Consider the following 22,145-nt stretch of genomic DNA (forward strand, 5'->3'; position numbering starts at 1 on the left):
CCCTCTAGTCTGTTAGTTAGCCCAATACGGCCAAAGACAGGGGAGTGTCACAGATGAAAGCGTTCGTAACCGGGGTCACCGGGTACATCGGCGGCTCGCTAGCCGTTGCGCTGCTCAAGCGCGGCTATGAAGTGCGGGGCCTTGTGCGTACCAACCATCACGTCAAGGAATTGGGCAGGCTGGGGGTGATACCGGTGCTCGGGAGCCTGTTCGATACTGAAATCGTCGCGGCCCACGCGCGCGACGCCGACCTGGTGGTCAATGCAGCGGATGCCGATAACGCCTACGTGGTCAGTACCTTGCTGGATGCGCTCAAGGGAACCGCCACCAAGGTCTTGCATGTCAGCGGTGCCAGCGTGGTGGGGGATCGCGCCGGGGGAGCATTCAGTGAACACCGCTGGAGCGAGGATGCACCCCCCAAGCCGCGCCTGGAGAAGGTGGGCCGCGTGGCCATCGATCATGCGTTGCAGGACGCCGCGCGCGGCGGTGTGCATAGTCTGGTAGTGTGCCCCACCCTGGTCTACGGCGAGGGCCTGGGCCTGGGCCTGCGCAAGCAGTCTATCCAGATACCCCTGCTGCAAGCGTTGGCGCGCAAGCATGGGGTGGCGGTGTATGCCGGCCTTGGCGAGAACCGCACCGCCCATGTGCATATTCAAGACCTGGTCAGCCTGTGCCTGCTGATGATCGACAAGGCGGCGGCAGGCACCTTTCTCTACGCCGAGAACGGTGAGGTGGCCATGAAGGATCTGGCCCAGGTGTTGGGCTACCAGATGGGCTTCCTCGCTCCGGCGCAGTCCAAGTCCATGGCCTATCTGCTGAAGAGCTGCTGTTTCGATGATCCTCAGGAGGCCGAATATGGCCTGGGCTCCAACATCCGCGTATGTGCCGACCGTGCCCGGGCCTTGGGGTGGGTTCCCAAGCACAGTGATCTGCTGGCGTGGTTGAGCCATTGAGGGCCGCGCAGGCGTAGGAACAAGGGGCGTGGTGGCGCGGGGGGAGCTTTGGCACCGTTGCGGGCTGCAGCGCCCGGTTGGGTAAAGGTAGTGCGAGGAGTGTGTGTGCTGATCAGTGAATTGGCTCGCCAGAGTGGAATCAGCCCGAGAATGTTGCGCTACTACGAGGACCAGGGGTTGCTGCGGCCGGTGCGCCGCGCGTCCGGCTACCGTGAATACCGCCGCGTCGACCAGGTACGGTTGACGCACATCGTCACGCTGCAGGCCACGGGCATGACGTTGGAGGTTATCCGTCGGATTCTTCCGCCGCTGGTGGCGGAGGTACCCTTGCCTCAGGCCGATTCCCCTTTGGTGGCGGCGCTGCGTGAACAGCGCCGCCAGGTGGTGAATGCAATCCATGAGCAGCGCCGGGCGCTGAGAATCATCGACCAGTACCTGAGTGACCTGGGCCAGGTCGACGTCCTGCCGGTTGCCAACCAGAACCTGGAGGCTGAGACGCCCAGGCTTCAGCAGGGATGATGCGCAGCTGCAAGCTGTTGGGACTCACCCGAGTACCTCCAGGCCGTGCAGGTCGTTGCTCCAGCGTTCGCCGCTCAATGCCGCGGGCGCCAGCGTGGTGGCGACCGCCAGTACCTGGCAGCCAGCGGCATGGGCGGCCCTCAGCCCGGCAGGGGCATCCTCCACGGCCAGGCAGTCCGAGGGTGGCAAGCCTAGCCACTTGGCCGCTAGCTCAGGTGGTTCAATAGCGCGCCCAATTGGCGCAGCTCGGCCGCCAGACCGTCCAGGCCCTGGCGATAGTCGTTTTCGAGGAAAAAAACGCAGCCAGCGGGCGGCCTGTCGACGCTGTCGAGCCATCGTTTCAGGCACGCCGGGGTAGGCATCGCGCCCTTGATGTGGATTTGCCCGCACCAGCGCCCCGTCAGTGTCTTCAGCAGTGGCGCCAGCGCATGCCCGGCGCGCATGAGGTTATCGGGGTCCAGCAATAGCTTGAAGTTACGGCGCCCTACCTGGCGCATCAGCGCCAGGCTCGGCGCCGCACCCAGATCGCCCTCGTAGGCCACTTCCAGCCCCCGGGCTTGCGCCAGGTCGCAGGCCCAGGCCAGTTGGCGGCCGGTGTCGCGCAGGTGTTCGACACTGCGGACGCAACTTCGACGAAACCCTGGTACCAGTATCATTGGCGCCTGCAGGGCATGCGCCACCGCCACGGCCTGCGCCAGGGTCTGCCTGACCCGTTCGGTATGGTGGTGATCATGCAGGCCCAGGTCGTTGAGGCGGTTGCACGCTACGGCATCAATGCCCACCCCGTGGTCGCGGCAGGCATCAAGCAGCCGGGGCAGCCGGGGGGCCAGTGGCGGCGCACGTCCGGGTCCGCCCAGGTCTACCTGCAAGTGGTTCACGCCCAGGTTGGCCGCCACGGCCACGGCCTCGGCAGCGCTCACGGGCAGCCGCCAGTCCACCAGGCCCAAAGGCACGTCTGGGCTCATGTCGGCTGGCGGCTTTGGGAGGCGGGCAGGTGCTGGTTCACGTCGCGCACCTGGCTATGGGCGTCTACCACCAGTGCTCGGCCATGGGCGCCAAAGCCCCGCGTGCGGTACAACTGAACGGCCACGGTCTGGAAGCAGGCGCTGTTCATGTAGCCGCTGCAGTCGAAGCTGGCATCACGGCGCTTGCGGATACCGGGGGTGTCCACCATTTCAGCCGGCAGCAACTGCACGACACGCACCTGGGACTCGGGGTATTCCTGTGCCACCGACTGCAGCAGGTTCGAGGCTGCGGCCTTGGTGGCGGCATAACCGGCACGTAACGGGCCGCCGTTGTAGACCACTTCCGAGGACAGCCCCACGAACAGTCCGGGTGGGCGCGCCAGCAGGGCCGGCAAGGTGGCGCTCAGGGTGTGCCACAGGCCCTCGAGGTTGGTGGCCAGTTGCTCGCGCCATTGGCTGTCGAGCACCTCCAGCAGCGGCGCGCGCCGCGGCCCATAAGCCACCGCGCTGTAGAACACCGCTGCCAGGCGTGAACCGAAGCGGGTAACGGCCCGTGCCAGTTCGCGGCGGCTGTCGTCACCCCGCGTCAGGTCCAGGGGCCACCAGTGCGCCCCTTCGAGGCCTGGGTAGGCAAGTGGATCGGAACGGCTGAACACCACCACCTGGGCGCCCTCGGCCAGGAGCGCCTGGGCAATGGCCCGGCCTATGCCTGCCGAGCCGCCTATCACGAAGACACAAGGAACGTCGCTGCTTACGGGGTGCATGGCATCGCCTCCGCGGGAGTGGCCCGCAAAATCGCGGGGCAGGGGTTGATGGTGATGGCGACTTTCACGAAGCGGCGCCCGTGCAGAAGCCGGTCGTGGCTGTTGGCGATCTGCTGCATCAGGGCCGCCGCTTCTTCCAGGGGCACCTGGTGAGTGACCAGAGGCATGAACAGTTCGGGTTGGCGTGCCAACCAGCGGCAGCTGTCTACCAGATGGCAAGTGGCGACGCCTCGGTGCCCAAACAGCACGCGGGGTCGGCGCCAGCGATCCCGTGTGTGGACGAATGCACCTTGCTCGGGCAAGCCGCCGCAGTTCAGCGCGCGAACGGCGGCCAAATCCGCGACGTCGGGCAGCTCGGCCAGAGGGCTGCCGCGGGCAACTCCCCCCAGCAGATCGATCACGGCGTCATCGGCGAGGTAGTCCAAGGCGTGTGCCAGGCTGCGCAGCGTGGCGTTGCGGGGGGTGGCCAGCACGGCAGCGGTGGCACCGCTGTGGCGCAACCGCGCGTCCAGCTTAGGGTCGTCACGCAGCAGGCAACGGGTGTGGGCCAATGCATGGTGCTGGCTCCATTGCAGGCCGCTGAGGCTGTTGTGGATCAGCAGCACCGGGCTGTCGGGCCCCAGCAGGGCGCGCGCGCACCGCGCCACCAGGTGACCGATGGTGCCATCGCCATACACCAGCAGTGGTCCCGGGCGTTTGTGCCGGGCCATCAGCTGCAGGCCGTAGATCACGCTGGCCAGCGGCTCTATCAGCGTGGCCAGAGGCGCGGGCAAGTCGACCGGTAACGGTACCACCAACCCGGCTTCGACCAGGCCGGCGGGCACCCGCAGGCGTTGCTGGAACAGGCCGTCCTGCAAGTGGCCGAGCAACTGGGCTGGGTCGTGGGGGTGGGTGGGGTTGAGTATCACGTGCTGGCCAGGCTGCCAGTGGGCGCCTGCCGACCGACCACAGGCGACGATCCGCACTACGCCTTCATGTCCCAGTACGCTGGCCGGGTCATGGCGCTCACCGCGCAGCACCTGCAGGTCGGTGCCGCATAGCCCTGCCAGCAGGGGGGCGACCAGCAGATCACCGTCGTGCAGGGCTGGCAGCGGACGCTCACGCAAGGTTAAGTGGCGGGGGTAGCGGACGATAGCCAAGGGAGAGGTGCTCATGGCGTCCACTCCCGCGCCATTTCGCGCATCTGCAGGCCCGCCCCGTAAAGGCCATCAGCGCTGCCGGGGGTGGCGATAACGATTCGGCTCATGATGTAGCCGGGGTCGAACCTGCTCGTGAGGTACAGTCCGGCTTCGTCAAAATGGGAGGCCAGGGCCCTCAGGTAATGCTCGCCCAGGTGGGTGCTGACGCCACCGGTCAGCACGATCCGGTCCAGCTCGGGGTCCAGCGCCAGGGCGCACCGCAGGGTGTCGGCCATGGCCCGGGTACTCAGGTGCAGCAGCATCAAGGCATAAGGGTCACCCGCCTGCAGCGCCTCGGCCAGGGCCGCTTCATGCGCGGCACCGGCGGCGCGCAGGCGGGCCAGCAACGACCCCGCCCACAGGGGGTGGCCCTGGTCGCGCAGCGCCCGGTGCAGGTTGCGCAGGCCGCGGCCGGAGCTGAACGCCGCCAAGTGGTTGTGGCCACCGCAGTCACAGCGCAGGTCCACGGTTCGGCGCGGTGCCCATTGGGGTGGTGCCACGGGCAGGTGGCCGATCTCGCCCTGCAGGCCGAAGCTATCGACGGGCACCTCCCGAGTGCGCAGGTCCAGGGTGCGACAGGCGATGCCGGTACTCACGGTAATCAGCATGATCTTGCGCAGCGGTGGCGACTGGGGTGCCAGTTGGCTGGCGTAGTGCAGCAGGGCGCAGGTGACGTCATTGGCTACCTGCCAGCGCATGCCGGGGGTGCGGCGTGCCAACTCGCCAGGCAGGTCCAGCGTGCCGCTGTCGCTGCCCCATAACGGGCCGGAGCCGTAGACCTGGCCGCTGCGCGCGTCCATGGCGGCGCCCAGGGACACGCCACACTGGCGCGCACCCTGGCCCACGGCGGTGTCCACCAGATAAGCGATCAGGCCCTCCTTGAGTGAGGCGGGGCTGGCCTGGCGGTCACTGTGAAAACTGAGCGCCGGGCGGTGCTGTACCTGGGCCAGGGGGCGGCCGGGGCTGAAATGCGCCGACCGAAACCAGGTGCCGCCAATATCGAAGACCAAGGTCGGCGGCGCGGGGTCACTCGCGGCAGTGGCTCGCAGTGGGACGGTGTGCATGGCTACCCCTCAGGCGCTCAGGCGCTCGGTGGACGCGCGGTAATGAGTGAGCCACGCCAGGGCGTTGGCCAACTCCTCGGGGCGCAGGTCATTGACGAAGACGCAGTGGCCCAGGGGGCCGGGTAGCGGCAGCCGCTGCTGGCCGTCACGGTGCTGGACCGCCTGTGCCAGGGCCTGTTGCAGCAGGGCCAGGTTGAACACCGGGTTCTGGATGGGCAGCCCGCACCGCTCGATGAGGCGCAAGGCTCTGACGCCTTCGTCCTGGCTCAGGTAGCCACGGCCGGTCGCCAGGCCCAGGCTCAGAGCCATGTCCACGGCCACGGCCTCGCCGTGCAGCAGCACCGGTTTGGCGTGCAGCTCCAGGGCCGGGCTGAAGGTATGGCCGAAGTCCACGCTGCGCGAGAGTTCCTGTTCCCACAGGTTGGGAATCAAATGCGCGAGCATGCCGTTGATGGCGCGTTCCATGACGGCTGCAAGGGGGCCGCCCGGGGCCGCCCAGGCGCCGGGAGCCATGTGGCCGACCGTGTTTTCCAGGGCGTGGAACAGTTGTTCGTCGTCAATCAGGGCCATCTTGATGATTTCCGCCACGCCGTTGTTGAGGTGGCGTTGGTCAAGGCTGGCCAGAAAGCCAGGGTCGATAAGCACCCCGGCTGGGGCGAAGTAGCTGCCCAGGCGGTTTTTATGGCCACCCTGGTTGACCCCCGTCTTGATACCGATGCCGGCGTCGATCTGGCCCATGAGGGTCGTGGGCACGCGCAGGTACGGTACTCCGCGGCGGTAAAGGCTGCAGGCAAAGCCGACCAGATCGGTGAGCACGCCACCGCCGATGGCGACGACGGTTTCATGGCGCCGCAGCAGGCCCATGCGCTCCATGGCCTGAACGATGACCAGGGCGTGCTCCAGCGTCTTGTGGCTTTCATCGATATCCAGTACCTGCCATGTGGCCTGGATTCGCCAATGGTCGAAGTAACGACGCAATGCTTCGCCATACAGTGCGTCGACATTGCGGTCCACCACGACCAGTCGGCGTTGTGGGGTATGGCGCGTGCCCCCGCACTGCTGAGCCAGCAGCGGGTTGGCAGGTTCCAGCAGGCCATGGGCGATGCGCACGCTGAAATGCACAGGTTGGCTGGCGTCGACATGCCAGGCCGCGGGCCGGCGCGCAGGCAGCGTGGCTTCAGCGCTCGACAGGGGGGCGGTGATTGTGTTCATGGTGCACTCCTGCTTGAAGGGAAGGTCAGGCGACAGGCGCGTGGTCCACGTCGATCCAGCAGCGCTCGCGGGCGGAAGTCAGGATGGCGTCGGTGATTTCACTGCACCGCAGGCCGTCGACGAAGTTGGGGGCCGGCGATTCGCCTTGGCGCAACGCCTGACTGAAATCGCGAAAGCCCAGCACGAACGCATCGCCGTAGCCCATGCCCTGGGCGGTGACACCCACGTCCTGCTCCCCGCCCAAGGCCGGGAACCAGAACAGCTCGGCGCCGGGGTGGGCACGGCCCAGGGGGATGGTGCGGTACCCGGACAGAGGGGCAGCGTCAGCGCTGTCGAACACCTGCAGTTCGTTGCTGCGCTCCCAACTGAAGCGGATCGCGCCGTGCTCGCCCACTACCACGAAGTACACATCGTTCTTGTAGCCGGGCAGCGCCCAGCTGGCCTTGAGCGTGCCGCTGGCGCCGCTGCGAAACTGCACCAGGGCGCACGCCAGGTCGTCGACCTCCACCGCCCCCTGGCGCTGACGGTCGTGGGGCAAGGGGCGCTGATCGATGAAGCGCTGGGTGGTGGCCACCACACTGTCGACCTCGCCGACCAGGAACCGCGCCAGGTCGATGATATGTGCGCCCACGTCGCCCAGGGCGCCTGCACCGGCCGGGCCCTGGCGGAAGCGCCAGTGCAGCGGGATGGTGGGGTCGTTGTTGTGGTCCTGGAAGAAATGCCCTTCGAAATGGCGCACGGCGCCAATCGCGCCCTGGCTGATCAAGGCCTTGGCCTGGGCGATGGCCGGCCAACTGCGATAGGTGAAATTGACCCGGTGCACCCGGCCACTGGCGTGGGCCGCCCGGGCCAGTTCCAAGGCGCTCCGGGCGCTGGTGGCCAAGGGCTTTTCGCACAGCACATGTTTGCCATGACGAAAGGCGTCCAGGCATATTTCATGATGCAGGTCGTTGGGCGTGGCGACGCTGACCACGTCGATGTCGGCGCTGCGGGTCACCTGCCGCCAGTCATCGCCGAATGCCTTCCAGCCCCAGCGCCCGGCCTCTTGCTCGGCCGCCGCCAGGTCGCTATCGACAATGCGCACCAGTTCGAAACGGTCACGGGGGTCCTGGCTCAAACCCGCCAGGTTATTCATCGACAGGCTATGCAACTTCGCCATGTAGCCGGCACCGACCATGCCGGTTCGCCAAGGGGTGGTTCTGTTCATGGGCCGTGCTCCTGTAAATGAGGTTGCAGGCACATGGCACCCTTGACAGCGCTGTGAAGGTCAATGGCTTTGTGCAAATATTTTCGTCGGCCCTTCAGGCCGAGGCGTCGGGTGCTGCTTCGGAGGGGAGGGAAATTCTGTATGGCCGGGTACCCGGCGCAGCCAAGCGCCTGGTACCCGGCAAGGTGAGGAAGGTCAGGCCGCCGCTTCCTGCTTGAGGGTGGCGATGTCAATGACGAAGCGGTACTTCACATCGCCCTTGAGCATGCGCTCATACGCCTCGTTGATGCCCTGGATCGCGATCAATTCGATGTCCGAGACAATCCCATGCTTGTCGCAGAAGTCGAGCATCTCCTGGGTTTCCTCAATGCCACCGATCAACGAACCGGCCAGGCTGCGGCGCTTGAAGATCAGGTTGAACACCGTGGGCGAAGGGTGCGGTGAGTCCGGCGCACCGACCAGGGTCATGGTGCCGTCGCGCTTGAGCAGCGCCAGGAACGGGTCGAGGTTGTGCGGCGCCGCCACGGTATTGAGGATAAAGTCCAGCTGATTGGCCTGGGTGGCCATCTGTCGCTCGTCCTTGGAGACGATGACTTCGTCGGCGCCCAAACGCAGGCCATCTTCACGCTTGTTCGGCGAGGTGGTGAACAGCACCACATGGGCGCCCATGGCATGGGCGATCTTCACGGCCATGTGGCCCAGGCCGCCGAGGCCGACCACGCCGACTTTCTTGCCCGGCCCCACTTTCCAGTGCGCCAGCGGCGAGTAGGTGGTGATACCGGCGCACAGCAGTGGCGCCACCGCCGCCAGGTTGTCGGTGGGGGCGATGCGCAGCACGAACTTTTCCTTGACCACGATATGGTCGGAGTAGCCGCCGAAGGTGTTCTCGCCGCCGAACACCGGGCCATTGTAGGTACCGGTGAAGCCGTTTTCGCAATACTGCTCTTCACCCTCGGCACAGGATGCGCAGTGCTGGCAGCTGTCGACCATGCAGCCGACGCCCGCCAGGTCGCCCACCTTGAATTTTTTCACATTGGCGCCCACCGCCGTGACTTTGCCAACGATTTCGTGGCCAGGCACGGAGGGATACAGGGTGTTGTGCCATTCGTTGCGCACGGTGTGCAGGTCGGAGTGGCACACTCCGCAATAGAGAATGTCGATCTGTACATCATCGGCGCCCGGGGCGCGACGCTCGAAGCGGTAAGGCTTGAGGGCGTCGCTGGCGTGTTGCGCGGCATAGCTGTACGTCTGGGGCATGACGGTCACCTCGGTGGGGATGGCCTGGAGCAGGCCGTGAAAAAACTTGGAACAGCATAGTCGCGCTAAAGTGCCCTGAACCGTTTCACCGACCAATGATGCCATTGTTCGTGCCGTGCCCCGGTGCCTTGAAATGATGAAACCTTAGCCCAAGGTAATGATCAGATTGAGTTGCTGGAAAGCGACCTGTTAGGCTGGGAGATCAGCGCGTCGTCGGCACAGGCGGCCGCTGCATGAATCTTCCGCTCCAAGACCTTAGGAGAACTACTGCAATGGCAACCCCAACGAAGAAGCCCGCTGCTGTGAAGAAACCTGCAGCGGCCAAGAAGCCAGCCGCGGCGGCCAAGCCGGTAGCCGCCAAGGCGCCTGCCACCCCCAAGGCAGCAGTGGACAAGTCTGCTGCGCTGAAGAACCGCGTACGTGCCCTGGCCACCCCCACCGACCTGGGCAGCGACGCCACCCGCGACCTCAGCGGCGCGCTGAACAAACTGCTGGCCGACGTGTTCGCCCTGTACCTCAAGACCAAGAACTTCCATTGGCACGTCAGCGGCCCGCACTTCCGTGACTACCACCTGCTGCTGGACGACCACGCCACCGAAATCTTCGCCATGGTCGACGCCATCGCCGAACGTACCCGCAAGATCGGCGGTAACTCCCTGCGTTCCATCGGCCACATCGCGCGCCTGAAGTCCATCCTCGACAACGACGCCGATTTCGTCCAGCCGCTGGACATGCTCTCCGAGCTGCAGGGTGACAACAAGGGCCTGGCCGCCTACATGCGCGAGGTCCACGAGCTGTGCGACAAGTACAACGACATCGCCACGGCCAGCCTGATCGAGAACTGGATCGACGAAACCGAGCAGCGCACCTGGTTCCTGTTCGAAACCAGCCGCCAGGGTGACGTGACCACCGGTCACTGATCCCTCACAACCCGCTCCTGCTCTGTAGGTGCAGCTGCAGGACCCACCGGTCCTGCAGCCCGCTCCGACAAGAGCGCTGCCGCGGCGCTAGACTCAACCGGTAATCACTGCTCAAGAGGCTTGAGTCAAGCGATGCAATTTCTTTCCGAACACTTCGGCTGCGAGGGTTGGCGCGGCGAAATGTCCGCGCGCATACGCGCCTTCGACTGGTCGGTGACCGAGCTCGGCCCCTTGCAGCACTGGCCGACCAGCTTGCGCATGGCGGTGCAGTTCCTGCTGGCGTCGCCGGTCCCGCTGGTGATGCTGTGGGGCCGCCACGGCTACATGATCTACAACGATGCCTATTCCGTGTTCGCCGGTGGCCGTCATCCCTACCTGCTGGGTTCCCCCGTGGAACTGGGCTGGCCCGAGGTGGCTGACTTCAACCGCAACGTCGTCGATACCTGCCTGGCCGGCGGCACGCTGTCCTATCGCAACAAGGAACTGGTACTGCTGCGCAGCGGTGTGCCCGAAGACGTGTGGATGGACCTGTACTACAGCCCCGTGCCGGGGGACGACGGCAGCCCCGCCGGGGTCATGGCCATCGTCGTGGAAACCAGCGCCCACGTGCTGTCGGAACGGGCGCGCGAGCAGGCCGAAGCGGCGTTTCGCACCACCAACGAGCGCTTGCAGATGGCGCTCAACACCGGTGCGGTCCTGGGTTCTTTCGTCTGGGATGTGCAACTGGACTTCCTCTCGGGCGATGAGCGTTTCGCGCGTACTTTCGCCTACCCTGCGCCCTATGACCTGAATCGGCTGCCCTCAGGCATTGCAATGCAGCGGGTGCACGAGGACGACCGCGGGCGCGTTCGTGCGTTGATCGACGAGGCCGTGCGCGACGGTGGGCCGTACACCGCCGAGTACCGCGTTCGCCACGGCCAGGGCGAGCAGTACCGCTGGGTGCTCGCCAGCGGCCGTTGCGACTATGACGACCAGGGCCGGCCCTTGCGTTTTCCTGGCGTGCTGATCGACATCCATGAACGCAAGGTCGCCGAAAGCGCGCTGGTGCAGTTGACGCGCGACCTGGAGCAGCGTGTCGAGCAGGAAGTGCGCGCCCGTTCCGAGGCTGAAGAGCGCCTGCGCCAATCACAGAAACTGGAAGCCATTGGCGGCCTCACGGGCGGCGTGGCGCACGACTTCAACAATGTCCTGCAGGTCATCGCTGGCAACCTGCACCTGCTGGCGCGCCAGCAGCGCGACAACCCCGGGGTGCAGCAGCGGGTGGCGGCGGCCATCACGGCGGTGGAGCGGGGCGCCAAGCTGTCCTCGCAGTTGCTGGCCTTTGCCCGGCGCCAGCAACTGTCACCGGCGGTGTACAACCTGCGGCGCCTGTCCGACGGGCTGGGCGAACTGCTGGCGCGGGCGCTCGGGGAGACCGTGCGGGTGAGCATGCAGGTCCCCGACCAGCCGTGGTGTATCCATGTTGACCGCAACCAGCTGGAAAACGCGGTGCTCAACCTGGTAATCAATGCGCGCGATGCCATGAATGGCGAGGGGGTGATCGCCATCAGTGCCGACAACCTGGTGCTGGGGGCCGAGTTCTGCGCCGGCAAGGAAATTCAGCCCGGCGACTACGTGCGCCTGTCCGTGCGCGACCATGGCGTGGGCATGGCGCCGGCCACCCTGGCGAAGGCCTTCGAACCGTTTTTCACCACCAAGCCCGACGGGCACGGCACCGGGCTGGGGCTGAGCATGGTATTTGGCTTCGTCAAGCAAAGTGCCGGGTATGTCGACATCCTCAGCACCGAGGGGCAGGGCACCACGGTGCAGATGTACTTTCCGCGCAGCGAGGCGGCTGAAGCCCAGGAAGAACAGGCTCCTCCACCGCGCCTGTTGCAGGGCGAGGAAACCATTCTGGTGGTGGAGGATGACGACCAGGTCCGCATCACCGCCGCCGAACTGCTTGAGCAGTCCGGCTACCGGGTGGTCACCGCCGAGAACGGCGACGTTGCCATGCGCTTCCTGCTCGATGGCCTGCGGGTGGACCTGATCTTCACCGACGTGGTCATGCCTGGGCAGGTCAAGAGCGCCGACTTGGCGGCCTGGGCCCAGGCGCGTACGCCACCGTTGCCGGTACTGTTCGCCTCGGGCCACACCCGGGATATCATCTCGCGCAACAATCAGCTGGCACCCCACCAGCACCTGCTGCGCAAACCCTACAGCCCCGACGCCTTGACGGCCATGGTGCGCCAGGTGCTGCAAGCGAGCACGTGATCAGCGTTCGCGCTCCAGCAGCCGGCGTTTGCGCTCCACCCCCCATCGGTAGCCTGACAGGCCACCGTCGCTGCGCACCACCCGGTGGCAGGGGATGGCCACGGCGAGGCGGTTGGCGCCGCAGGCCTGGGCCACCGCGCGGGTGGCGGTCGGCGCGCCAATGCGCCGCGCGACTTCAGCGTAGCTGGCCGTAGCCCCCACCTCGATGCTGCGCAGCGCTTGCCACACCCGCTCCTGGAAGGCCGTGCCGCGTACATCCAGTGGCAGGTCCAGGCCTATGCCCGGGGCCTCGACGAAGCCCACCACTTGCGCCACCCACTGCTCGAACGCCGCATCGGCGCCAATCAGTTCGGCGTTGGGAAAACTGTCCTGCAGTTCGCGCAAGAGCTGCTCCGGGTCGTCCCCCAACAGAATCGCGCAAATGCCACGCGTGCTGCCGGCCACCAGAATGTCCCCCAGCGAACACTCGCCCAGGGCAAAACGGATGGAAGCCCGCGCCCCGCCATTGCGAAATTGCAACGGTTTCATGCCCAGGCGCTGGTTGCTCGACTCGTAGAACCGGCTATTGGAGTTGAACCCCGCTTCATAGAGCGCGTCGGTGACCGAGCCGCCGGGCTTGAGTTGCTCGCGCACCCGCTGGGCACGCCGGGCATCGCCATAGGCCTTGGGGGTCAGGCCGGTGATGCGCTTGAACAGCCGATGGAAATGGTAGGGGCTCAAGCCCACCTCGGCCGCCAGGTGGGACAAGGGCAACGGGCTGGCAGCGGCGTCGAGCAGTTGGCAGGCGCGCGTCACCAGCGCAGCCTGGCTGGCCTGGGCACGCCCGGCCAAGGCATGGCGGCTGGGACGATAGCCAGCGGCTTCTGCCTGCTCGGGGGTGTCGAAGAACTCCACGTTTTCCCGCCGAGGCGGCCGGGCCGGGCTACCAGGCGGGCAGTACAGGCCGGTAGTGCGCACCGCGTAGACAAACGCGTTGGCGGCGCTGGCGTCGCGGGCCAGCACCGCCTGCCAGCGGGGGTCGGTTTCGTGTACGGGGCTCATGGGAGAACGCCTTGCTGTTGAACAGGTTTGCAGCTTACCCCCACGGGGCGTTGCAAACACTCCGAGTCTTGCGCGGCAATTCCCCCAGCCCTGACACCACTTTGTTCAGAGAAAATCCTTTACCGTGGCGCAAAACTGTACGACTTCACCATCACCAGGGCCGGCCACCAGGTGCAGTCGGTGGGTATTCTGCCCGGTCAGGATGCTGGCAGGGGTGGTGAAGGGTTGGCGCAACGAGACCCTGTAGCCGTCGCTGTCGCGCCATTGGAAAAACAACTGGCCAGTCTTTGGCGAATAACTCAGTACCTCCATTTTCCACGGCTCGGTGACGGCTGCCTTGCGGTAAAACCCCAGGTAGCCGTTGCTGCTGAGCCCCAGTTTGGCCCCTGTGTACTCGCCGGCCGCCTGCCCGCCTTCGATATCGAACAGAATGCGGTCTTCGGTATGAGCGCGGTAGTTGAACCGCAGCGACACTGAGCCGCGGGAGGTACCCGTCCGGATAAGCCATCCGTTGTCGAAGGGCGCGTCGTCGGTGACGCCAATGAAGCCATAATGTCCAGGAGTGAAGATGAAAACCTGGGTGTCAAACGATTTCCCGATCAATGCGTTCATGGCAATTCCTTTTGCCTTGTGGCAAGTCTGAAGATGATGTGAGGGGGAGTCCCCGGCATCATCTGAACATGCCGCGCGATCGCCGCTGCATTAACTATTCATGGCGGGCTCGCCTCAGAAGTTCGCCGGCGTGTTGGCACTGATCACTTCGGCTTCGTCCTGGCCAATGTTGCGGAAGCGGTGCGGCAGGGTGGTGGGGATGTAGTACCCGTCCCCCGCGTTGAGAATGCTGGTCTGTCCATCGATGGTCAGCTCGATGGTACCGCGAGTCACCACGCCGCATTCCTCGCCTTCATTGTGCACGATCAACTCGTCGCCCGAATGCGCGCCGGGCGCGTACAGCTCACGCAACATGCGCATGTCGCGCCCGGGCAGGGTAGCGCCTACCAGCAGCAGGCGCAGGCCTTCGCGGCCCAGGTCCGGCTGTTCGTCGGAGCGGAACACGAAACGCTCCTGCTTGGGCGGCTCGTCGAAGGTGAAAAAGTCGGCCAGGCTCATGGGGATGCTTTGCAGCAGCTTCTTCAGCGAGCTGACCGACGGGCTGACGCGGTTCTGCTCGATATTGGAAATGGTCGAGTTGGTCACGCCGCTGCGGCGTGCCAGTTCCCGTTGGGACAGTTGAAACCGTTCGCGCACCAACTTCAGTCGTGTTCCGGTATCCATAGGTGCCTTATTGTTCAGAGGGTTTCATGTCGAAAATAACCTGACCTTTATAACCGTCGCGGCGTGCAGGTCAAGCCGTTTTGGCGGTGGTGGCGTCAGTCGTCGCGGGTCAGCACTTCCAGCAGCTCGATCTCGAACAGCAGATTACTGTGGGGCTTGATGTGCGCGCCCATGCTGCGCTCGCCGTAGGCCAGGTGTGCAGGGACGAACAGCTTGCGCTTGCCGCCGACCTGCATGCCCATCAGGCCCATGTCCCAGCCCTTGATGACCCGGCCCGTGCCGATCACGCACTGAAACGGCTTGCCCCTGGACCAAGAGGAATCGAACTCGGTGCCGTCCTCAAGTGTGCCGCGGTACTGGGTGGTGATCAGCGCGCCCTTGACCACGGCCTTGCCGGTGCCGGGGTGCAGGTCTTCGATCAGAAGCTCGGTGGTCATGCAGGGGGCCTTGGGTTGTTCGGGGTGAGCAGTTTACGCAATTTTATCCGGACTGGCTCGCGCTGATCCACGGTGTGCGAGACCGGGCGAAGCTCGGTCCGACAGGGGTTGCGACGGACTCCATGGGGCCACCCCCTGGCTTGAAGGGGTCGGTTCAGAGGGTTTCCAAAAAAGTCAATGCGGCAATTGTTCGCTAACCGGTAACAATGATTTGCACAAACATGGATATTTAGTGAACTAACTAGTTGGTTACAATTGCGTACCGTCCACAGCAATGGCAACCCTATGAAACTGCACTCTTTTTTCGCCGCCGGCCTGCTGGCCATCGCCTCTTCCAGCGCCTTCGCCGCCACCCACTCGCAACTGGACAACGCCCAGGCCCTGCAGGTAATCAGCAGCGTCAAGGCCAGCCTGGCTGCGCAGAAGAGCTTCGGTTGCGTGGCGGTGGTCGACGTCTCCGGCACCTTGCTGGCGTTCGAGCGTCTGGACGGCGCGCCGCTGGGCTGCGTTGACGCGTCCATCGGCAAGGCCCGCACTTCGGCGCTGTACCGCGCCCCCTCGGTCAAGTTCATGGACCGCCTGCAGAAAGGCGAGACCACGGTGCTGGAAATTCCCCACGCCGTGGCGTTGGGCGGTGGTTACCCGCTGACCCTGAACGGTGAAGTGGTCGGCGCCGTCGGCGTCAGCACCCCGGTGCAGGCCCTGGACAACCAGGCCAGCGAAACCGCGGCACAAGCCCTGAAATAACCGCTACCGCGGTCCTGTTCCAACCGGTACCACGACAGGCCCTGGCCAGTCGTGGCGCCCCCCTGTGCACAACACTAAAAGCCCTGGAGCCTCGGCTACCGGGGATGAGATCACAACGGACGATCAACCATGATGAACCTCAGCCGACGCCAATTGGTCTTCGGTGCCTCCAGCCTCGTGGCTGCCGGGGCGCTGGGCAAGACCCTGCTGGTGTCCAATGCCTTCGCCAGCGCCCCGCTGACCGGCACCCTGACCTTGCCCGCCGACTTCCTCGCGCTGTCCATGCGCCTGACCGGCATCGACAAGCCCGACCTGCAACTGGGCCAGCGTCTGTATGACTGGCTGACCCACGCGGATGCACAACTGGCTACCCACCTGAGCGCCCTCAACGCGCTGCTGGATGCCAATCAGGCCGCCACGCCGGAGGCTTTCCAGGCGCAATTGGCGGCCCAGCCGGCCGAAGTCGTGGCGCTGTACCAGGCCCTGCTGGGTGGTTGGTACCTGGGTGTGGTGGGCAACAAGATGAGCCCCACCTGCATCGGCTTCGAGACCATCGTCAGCTACCAATTGCTGAGCACGTCCTTTACCCCGCCGAGCTACTGCGCTGGCGAACCGAATTTCTGGATTCAACCTCCCCAGTCCGAGAGCGTGGCCCATGTCTGATTCCCTCAGTGCAGATGTAGTCGTCATTGGTGCCGGCATCGCCGGTTCCCTGTCGGCGCTGAAAATGGCCAAGGCCGGCGCTTCGGTACTGATGCTGGAGTCGGGCCCGGAGATCAAGCGTGACGAGGCCGTGGAGCTGTTCCGCAACAGCCCGCTCAAGGGCGACTTCACCGAACCCTACCCGCCAAAACCCTGGGCGCCACAGCCCAAGTTCCAGCCGGTGGACAATGGTTACCTGATCCAGAAAGGTCCGGACCCGTACCTGGCTTCCTACCTGCGCGGCGTCGGTGGCACCACCTGGCACTGGGCGGGGCAGGCGTTCCGTATTCTGCCCAACGACATGAAACTGCAGTCGCTGTATGGCGTGGGCGTGGACTGGCCGCTGAGCTACGAAGAGCTGGAGCCTTACTACTGCGACGCAGAGTTCCAGATGGGTGTGTCTGGCGACAGCGACCTGGGCTCGCCACGTTCCCAGCCATACCCGCTGCCAGGCATCCCGCTGCCCTACGGTTTCGAGCGCATGAAGCAGCGCCTCAAGGGCCTGGGCTACGAAGTGGGCATCGGCCCGCAGGCGCGCAACAGCGTGCCGTTCGACGGCCGCCCGGCCTGCTGCGGTAACAACAACTGCATGCCCGTGTGCCCGATCGACGCCCAGTACCACGGTGGCATCGCCGCGCGCAAAGCCCTGGACGCCGGCGTGCGCATCGTTGCCAACGCCGTGGTCTACCGCATCGAAGCCGACGACAAGGGCCGCATCGTGGCGGTGCACTACCTGGACGCCAACAAGACCAGCCACAAGGTCACCGGCAAGCAGTTCGTGCTCACCGCCAACGCCATCGAAAGCAGCAAGCTGCTGCTGATGTCCACCAGCGACCGCCTGCCCAACGGCGTGGCTAACAGCAATGACATGGTGGGCCGCCACCTGATGGACCACCCCGGTTCGTCCGTGGAGTTCCTGGCCGACGAGCCGATCTACTTCGGCCGTGGCCCGATGCGCCCCAGCAGCATCAACAACATCCGTGACGGTGCTTTCCGTGCCGACCGTTCGGGCCTGCGTATTGACCTGGCGAACACCAACCCGACGCGCATGCTGACCGAGCGCCTGATCAAGCAGGGTTACTACGGCAAGGCGCTGAACGAGAAGCTCAAGTACCAGGCCGACCACTACGTGCTGCTCAAGGGCATGATGGAAATCCTGCCCGACCGCGACAACCGCGTCATGCTCAGCAAGACCGAGAAGGACGCCTGGGGCTTGCCGCGCATTGAAGTGCACTACAAGTTCCCGGAGTACGTGCACAAGGGCTACGACCACTCCATCGACGTGTACAGGGAAATCGCCAGCGCCATGGGCGGTACTGAAGTGGTGTTCAGCAAACGCGGCGTGTACGACAACAACCAGCACATCACTGGCACCCTGAGCATGGGCGCGGACCCGGCCACGTCCGTGGTGGACCGTGACCTGCGCAGCCACGAACACGAAAACCTGTTCATGGCCGGCACCGGCGTGATGCCGACCGCCGCCATCGTCAACTCGACCCTGACCGGCACCGCGCTGGCACTGCGCATGGCAGACACCGTGCTCAAGGCATTGGCATGAACCGGGAGCTCTCCATGAAAAAATTCCTGATGGCGGTTCTCCCGCTCGTGGCCAGCCTGGGTGCCCAGGCGGCCGAACAGCCGGCCGACTCGGCGCTGATCAGCCGCGGTGAATACCTGGCCCACGCGGCTGACTGTACGGCTTGCCACACCACGGCCAAGGGCAAGGCTTTCGGTGGCGGCTACCCCGTAGGCACGCCGTTCGGGGTGATCTACGGCACCAACATTTCTTCCGACAAGCAGCACGGCATCGGCGCCTGGACCGACGACCAGTTCGTCGCCGCGGTACGCGACGGCGTGGGCAAGGACGGCGAACAGCTGTACCCGGCCATGCCTTACGACTCGTTCACCAAGATGTCGCGCGACGACGTGCTGGCCATCAAGGCCTACCTGATGTCGTTGCCACCGGTGGCCGAGGCATCGCCGAAAACCGACCTGCCGTTCCCGTTCAACCAGCGTTGGGGCATGACGTTCTGGAAGTTCTTCAACTTCAAGGCCGGCGAGCTCAAGCCCGACCCGAGCCAGACCGCCGAATGGAACCAGGGCCGTTACCTGGTCGAAGCCCTGGCCCACTGTGGTACCTGCCATACGCCGCGTAACCTGACCATGGGCATGGACACCAAGAAGCCGTTCGCCGGTGGCGACCTGGGCAGCTTCGTGGCCTACAACATCACCCCGGACAAGGTCGCCGGCATCGGCAACTGGACCCAGGCCGAGCTGGTCACCTACCTCAAGACCGGCCACGTCGACGGCCGGGCCAGCGCGTCGGGCCCGATGGCCGAGGCCATCGAGCACAGCCTGCAGTACCTGCCCGACACTGACCTGACGGCCATCGCCACCTACCTGCAGTCGGTGCCGGCCCTGGCCGACGACAAGCAGCCAGGTTCGCGTTCCAGCTTCGGCAAGCCCAGCGACGGCTACGTCGGCCTGCGCGGCCAGAGCCCGCTGGTGCTGGCCCAGGACCCGGGCCGTGCCCTGTTCATGGGCAACTGTGCCACCTGCCATGGCGCCAAGGGCCAGGGGGCTGGTAGCGGTTTCGGTGCGTACCCTGCGCTGTTCAACCACACCACCACCGGTGCGGCGGATGCCAAGAACGTGGTTTCGGTGATCCTGGGGTCGGTGAACCGCAGGATGGAGAAGGGCGACATCCTGATGCCGTCGTTCGCCGAAGACCTGACCGACGAACAGGTGGCCCAGGTCACCAACTACGTGTTCACCCAGTTCGGCAACCCCGCCGCGGCCACGGTCGATGCCAAGCAGGTGGCCAAGTTGCGTGACGACCTGGGGCAGCGCCGGCCGCCCGTGGTGCTGGAAGGCGATAAGCTGTGAGGTGATGTGAGATGTGGAAAAGGCCGACCCCATGGGGTCGGCCTTTTTTATTCAGGGGTGCGCGAATGATGAAACCGGCACGCCTAGCCCGCCTGGCGCTGCGCGAACCACTCATACCCACTCACACACAAGATCCCCACCATCACCAACCCGGCACCCATCAAAAAGTTGGCCTCCAGTGGCTCGTCCAGCAGCCATACCCCGAAGCCGATGCCATACAGCGGTGTGAGAAACGCCAGCACTCCCAGCCGCGAAGCCAGGTAGGTGCGCAGCAGCCAGAACCACGCCAGCAGGCTGGCAAACGACATCACCAGCACCTGATAGGTCAAGTTGGCCAGCACCGTGGGCGTGAGGTTCACCCTGGCCTGGTGCATGGCCAGGGCCGCGGCCACCAGCAACACGCAAGCGCCCAGCAACTGGTAGAGCAGGGTCTGGGTCGCAGGGGCCGAGGACAAGCGGCTGGTGCGCACCACCACCGTGGTCGCGCCCCACGCGGCGCCGGCGGCCAGCCCCAGGGCGTCGCCCAGCAGGCTGCTGGTGCCCGCGCCGCCATGGCCACTGAAAGCCACCACGATGCCCAGGAACGCCAGGGCGATGCCGCCCCATTGCGGCGCCTTCAGGCGCTCGGCGGGCAACTTCCAGTGCAGCCCCAGGGCGGCGAAGATGGGTGAGGTGTAGAGGAATATCACCATATGCGACGCCGTGGTATGGCGCAGGCCTTCGCCCACCAGCAGGTATTCCAGGCCAAACAGCCCGCCGATGGCCAGCCCCGGTAACCAGTGGCTGTCGCCGGCCCTGGGTTGCTCGCTGCGCCAGAACATCAGCGCGGCCACCAGCAGGGCAGCCACGCCAGAGCGCACGCCAATCTGCAGAATGGGGGAAATGTCGGTGGCGATCGACTTGATGGCCACTTGTTGCAAGCCCCAGATGGCGCACAAGACCAGCATCATGCCGCTGGCCCGGCCATCCAGCGCGCTGCGCGGTTGCATAGGAAACTGCCTGTAGTCGGAATAAGTGCAGTCATTATGCCGGTGACGGGTTTTATAGATATAGTTTGAATCTGACAGTCGATCCCATTGTTCCGCCATCCATGAAAACAGACCTTACCGATCACCAGCCGCTCCCGTATTTCGGCTATGAACTGCCGGCACCGATTTTCTTCCGTTCGGCCTGCGTGCCGGCGCGTGCCACCTACCCACGCCACCGGCATGCCTGGGGTGAGTTCGTCTATTCGTTCAGCGGGGTGATGGAGATCGAGATCGACAACCATCATTATCTGTCGCCCTCGCAGTACGGCATCTGGCTGCCGCCCCAGGCTGAGCACCTGAGTTTCAACCGCCATGCGGCTTGCCATTGTTCGGTGTACCTGGCCCCGGAGTTATGCGTGCGCATGCCCACCGGCCATTGCGCCCTGACCCTCAGCCCATTGATCCGCGCCCTGTTGGAGCAACTGCGGGTCGACCCGCCCGCCCTGCCGCAAACCGAGGAGCAACAGCGCCTGTTGCAGGTGCTGGTCGATTGCCTGGCCCGCGCGCCCGTTGCCGGCAGTTATTTGCCGAGTTCCAGCGACCCCTTGCTGGGCCCGGTGCTGCAAGCCCTGGAAGCCAACCCTGGGGACAGCCGCTCGTTACCCGAATTGGCAAAAGCCGTGAACACGACGGAACGCACCTTGGTACGCCGCTGCCAGCGGGATCTGGGGATGACCTTCGCAGAATGGCGCCAGCGCCTGAAAGTGGTGGAGGCCCTGGCGAAGTTGGAGCAGGGCCACACCGTGGAAGCCATTGGCCTGGACCTGGGCTACAGCAGCGCCTCGGCCTTCATCAGCATGTTCCGGCGCATGACTGGCACTACGCCCGACGAATACCGCAAGGGCAACGGCCCGACGCTGTCAAGCAGTGGCCTGCGGTTGTCATCGCCGTAGCGGCTGGGGCGGTGTACCCGACGCAACGCAGCTTGGGCACGTGTGCCGTTGTAGACCGGGCGCAAGCTCGGGAAGCGGACAACGCGGTCGATCTGGCGGGCCCCTTCCCGAGCTTCGCCCGGTCCCACAGGGTCGCCATGGCCCGGTAGCAGCGGACCTGGCCGCGTCGACGGTGCACGCGGTGCGCCTGATGTTACGCAGCGCCGGGACACGCCAGGTTCGCGGTCCCACAGGGTTGCCATGGCCCGGTAGCAGCGGACCTGGCCGCGTCGACCGGGCACGCGGTGTGCTTGATGTTACGCAGCGCCTGCGACGCGGCCAGGTCCGCTGCTACAAGGTCCCACAGGGGCCAGAGCCCTGTACTCAGTCCGCCGTAGCCACCAGCGCTTTCAGCGAAGCGTCGAACTGCGCCAGTGCCGCCGTCTGCCGGGCATCGTTACTGCGCACTTCGCCGATGTAGGTCAGGTTGGCATCGAAGAACTGTGCCTGCAGGAAGGCGCCGTGCTGGTTAGCGCTCTTGAGCACGACGATCACGTCAGGCCGGGCGGCCATGACCTTGTCCAGGCTGGAATAAAATTGCACGGCGCTGAAGTGCTGCTGCAGCGAGCCGCGCACGGCTTCCAGCGCGGCGCGGGTAGTGCCGTCGCGCTGCAACAGGGCCGCCTGGGTGCGCTCGTTGAGGATCACGCCGACGCTCTGGGAGTGCCGCAGGGTCACGGAAGAGACCTGGGTCGCCGGGCGAAACATGCCTTCGTCGTCGCTGGGACGCGGGGCGGCCATGACCGAGCCAGTGGCCAGGGCAAGGGCAAGCAGGGCGGCGATAGGACCTTTCATGGTGCGGACT

General features: G+C 65.3%; 23 protein-coding genes. 9 read left to right on the forward strand and 14 right to left on the reverse strand.

All coding sequences use genetic code 11. From position 1 onward, the window contains the following. The first annotated feature begins 53 nt into the window (after positions 1 to 53). Together HWQ56_RS09160 and HWQ56_RS09165 are read left to right on the forward strand one after the other, a co-directional pair. Positions 54 to 953: an NAD-dependent epimerase/dehydratase family protein gene (locus HWQ56_RS09160; protein ID WP_176570258.1), complete on the forward strand. Its 900-nt coding sequence runs from the start codon at positions 54 to 56 to the stop codon at positions 951 to 953. A 105-nt stretch (positions 954 to 1,058) separates the two neighbouring features. Then, positions 1,059 to 1,472, forward strand: a complete 414-nt coding sequence (locus HWQ56_RS09165; RefSeq protein WP_158158182.1) for a MerR family transcriptional regulator — start codon at positions 1,059 to 1,061, stop codon at positions 1,470 to 1,472. Positions 1,473 to 1,496: 24 nt separating this feature from the next. Here HWQ56_RS09165 and HWQ56_RS29035 read toward each other — a convergent pair whose 3' ends face one another. The 8 genes from HWQ56_RS29035 to HWQ56_RS09200 all read right to left on the reverse strand — a co-directional run bounded on the left by HWQ56_RS29035 (position 1,497) and on the right by HWQ56_RS09200 (position 9,119). Beyond that, positions 1,497 to 1,661, reverse strand: coding sequence for a hypothetical protein (locus HWQ56_RS29035; RefSeq protein WP_245217825.1), 165 nt, complete (start codon positions 1,659 to 1,661; stop codon positions 1,497 to 1,499). A gap of 17 nt (positions 1,662 to 1,678) precedes the next feature. Further along, positions 1,679 to 2,437, reverse strand: coding sequence for a TIM barrel protein (locus HWQ56_RS29040; RefSeq protein ID WP_245217826.1), 759 nt, complete (start codon positions 2,435 to 2,437; stop codon positions 1,679 to 1,681). Continuing rightward, positions 2,434 to 3,201: an SDR family NAD(P)-dependent oxidoreductase gene (locus HWQ56_RS09175; protein WP_158158179.1), complete on the reverse strand. Its 768-nt coding sequence runs from the start codon at positions 3,199 to 3,201 to the stop codon at positions 2,434 to 2,436. The genes HWQ56_RS29040 and HWQ56_RS09175 overlap by 4 nt, the downstream gene beginning before the upstream one ends. Continuing rightward, positions 3,189 to 4,355: an alcohol dehydrogenase catalytic domain-containing protein gene (locus HWQ56_RS09180; RefSeq protein ID WP_176570260.1), complete on the reverse strand. Its 1,167-nt coding sequence runs from the start codon at positions 4,353 to 4,355 to the stop codon at positions 3,189 to 3,191. Before HWQ56_RS09180 ends, HWQ56_RS09175 begins: the two co-directional genes overlap by 13 nt. After that, on the reverse strand, positions 4,352 to 5,443 hold the full coding sequence (locus HWQ56_RS09185) for an ROK family protein (protein WP_158155472.1): 1,092 nt from the start codon (positions 5,441 to 5,443) through the stop codon (positions 4,352 to 4,354). Before HWQ56_RS09185 ends, HWQ56_RS09180 begins: the two co-directional genes overlap by 4 nt. 9 nt (positions 5,444 to 5,452) lie before the next feature. Beyond that, positions 5,453 to 6,655, reverse strand: a complete 1,203-nt coding sequence (locus HWQ56_RS09190) for a sedoheptulose 7-phosphate cyclase (RefSeq protein ID WP_176570261.1) — start codon at positions 6,653 to 6,655, stop codon at positions 5,453 to 5,455. 25 nt (positions 6,656 to 6,680) lie between these two features. Beyond that, positions 6,681 to 7,862 (reverse strand): Gfo/Idh/MocA family protein, encoded by a 1,182-nt coding sequence (locus tag HWQ56_RS09195; protein ID WP_176570262.1) that lies wholly within the window; start codon positions 7,860 to 7,862, stop codon positions 6,681 to 6,683. 195 nt (positions 7,863 to 8,057) lie between these two features. Further along, the gene (locus HWQ56_RS09200) at positions 8,058 to 9,119 is read right to left on the reverse strand and encodes an NAD(P)-dependent alcohol dehydrogenase (RefSeq protein WP_158155467.1); all 1,062 of its coding nucleotides are present in this window, start codon (positions 9,117 to 9,119) and stop codon (positions 8,058 to 8,060) included. 272 nt (positions 9,120 to 9,391) lie between these two features. Here HWQ56_RS09200 and HWQ56_RS09205 point away from each other — a divergent pair, with 272 nt between their 5' ends. Both HWQ56_RS09205 and HWQ56_RS09210 read left to right on the forward strand, forming a co-directional pair. Continuing rightward, positions 9,392 to 10,039 carry a Dps family protein gene (locus HWQ56_RS09205; RefSeq protein ID WP_199267102.1) on the forward strand — a complete coding sequence of 216 codons (648 nt, stop codon included), beginning with the start codon at positions 9,392 to 9,394 and terminating at the stop codon, positions 10,037 to 10,039. 132 nt (positions 10,040 to 10,171) lie between these two features. After that, positions 10,172 to 12,292, forward strand: coding sequence for a hybrid sensor histidine kinase/response regulator (locus tag HWQ56_RS09210; RefSeq protein ID WP_176570263.1), 2,121 nt, complete (start codon positions 10,172 to 10,174; stop codon positions 12,290 to 12,292). Here HWQ56_RS09210 and ada read toward each other — a convergent pair whose 3' ends face one another. The 4 genes from ada to HWQ56_RS09230 form a co-directional block, all read right to left on the reverse strand. Next, on the reverse strand, positions 12,293 to 13,333 hold the full coding sequence (ada, locus tag HWQ56_RS09215) for a bifunctional DNA-binding transcriptional regulator/O6-methylguanine-DNA methyltransferase Ada (protein WP_176570264.1): 1,041 nt from the start codon (positions 13,331 to 13,333) through the stop codon (positions 12,293 to 12,295). A gap of 105 nt (positions 13,334 to 13,438) precedes the next feature. Further along, complete coding sequence (locus HWQ56_RS09220) at positions 13,439 to 13,945, reverse strand: hypothetical protein (protein ID WP_158155461.1); 507 nt, start codon at positions 13,943 to 13,945, stop codon at positions 13,439 to 13,441. Positions 13,946 to 14,059: 114 nt separating this feature from the next. Next, positions 14,060 to 14,608 carry a cupin domain-containing protein gene (locus HWQ56_RS09225; protein ID WP_158155459.1) on the reverse strand — a complete coding sequence of 183 codons (549 nt, stop codon included), beginning with the start codon at positions 14,606 to 14,608 and terminating at the stop codon, positions 14,060 to 14,062. A gap of 95 nt (positions 14,609 to 14,703) precedes the next feature. Further along, on the reverse strand, positions 14,704 to 15,045 hold the full coding sequence (locus HWQ56_RS09230; protein WP_176570265.1) for an FKBP-type peptidyl-prolyl cis-trans isomerase: 342 nt from the start codon (positions 15,043 to 15,045) through the stop codon (positions 14,704 to 14,706). Positions 15,046 to 15,330: 285 nt separating this feature from the next. On the opposite strand from HWQ56_RS09230, the gene HWQ56_RS09235 reads away from it, so the two are divergent. From HWQ56_RS09235 to HWQ56_RS09250, 4 genes are all read left to right on the forward strand, one after another. Then, positions 15,331 to 15,792 carry a GlcG/HbpS family heme-binding protein gene (locus HWQ56_RS09235; RefSeq protein ID WP_158155455.1) on the forward strand — a complete coding sequence of 154 codons (462 nt, stop codon included), beginning with the start codon at positions 15,331 to 15,333 and terminating at the stop codon, positions 15,790 to 15,792. Between the two features lie 129 nt (positions 15,793 to 15,921). Further along, complete coding sequence (locus tag HWQ56_RS09240; protein WP_176570266.1) at positions 15,922 to 16,455, forward strand: sugar dehydrogenase complex small subunit; 534 nt, start codon at positions 15,922 to 15,924, stop codon at positions 16,453 to 16,455. Next, positions 16,448 to 18,052 (forward strand): GMC family oxidoreductase, encoded by a 1,605-nt coding sequence (locus HWQ56_RS09245; protein WP_158155451.1) that lies wholly within the window; start codon positions 16,448 to 16,450, stop codon positions 18,050 to 18,052. The genes HWQ56_RS09240 and HWQ56_RS09245 overlap by 8 nt, the downstream gene beginning before the upstream one ends. A 14-nt stretch (positions 18,053 to 18,066) precedes the next feature. Further along, on the forward strand, positions 18,067 to 19,380 hold the full coding sequence (locus tag HWQ56_RS09250; protein WP_176570267.1) for a c-type cytochrome: 1,314 nt from the start codon (positions 18,067 to 18,069) through the stop codon (positions 19,378 to 19,380). An 83-nt stretch (positions 19,381 to 19,463) separates the two neighbouring features. Here HWQ56_RS09250 and HWQ56_RS09255 read toward each other — a convergent pair whose 3' ends face one another. Further along, a complete protein-coding gene (locus tag HWQ56_RS09255; RefSeq protein WP_176570268.1) occupies positions 19,464 to 20,369 on the reverse strand; it encodes a DMT family transporter in 906 nt (301 codons plus the stop codon). Between the two features lie 101 nt (positions 20,370 to 20,470). Between HWQ56_RS09255 and HWQ56_RS09260 the strand changes: the two genes are divergently transcribed. After that, positions 20,471 to 21,301 carry an AraC family transcriptional regulator gene (locus tag HWQ56_RS09260; protein WP_176570269.1) on the forward strand — a complete coding sequence of 277 codons (831 nt, stop codon included), beginning with the start codon at positions 20,471 to 20,473 and terminating at the stop codon, positions 21,299 to 21,301. 363 nt (positions 21,302 to 21,664) lie between these two features. On the opposite strand, the gene HWQ56_RS09265 is transcribed toward HWQ56_RS09260, so the two are convergent. Beyond that, positions 21,665 to 22,135, reverse strand: a complete 471-nt coding sequence (locus HWQ56_RS09265; protein WP_245217827.1) for a hypothetical protein — start codon at positions 22,133 to 22,135, stop codon at positions 21,665 to 21,667. Positions 22,136 to 22,145 lie beyond the last annotated feature (10 nt).

It is taken from the genome of Pseudomonas eucalypticola, assembly GCF_013374995.1.
Lineage (GTDB): Bacteria > Pseudomonadota > Gammaproteobacteria > Pseudomonadales > Pseudomonadaceae > Aquipseudomonas > Aquipseudomonas eucalypticola.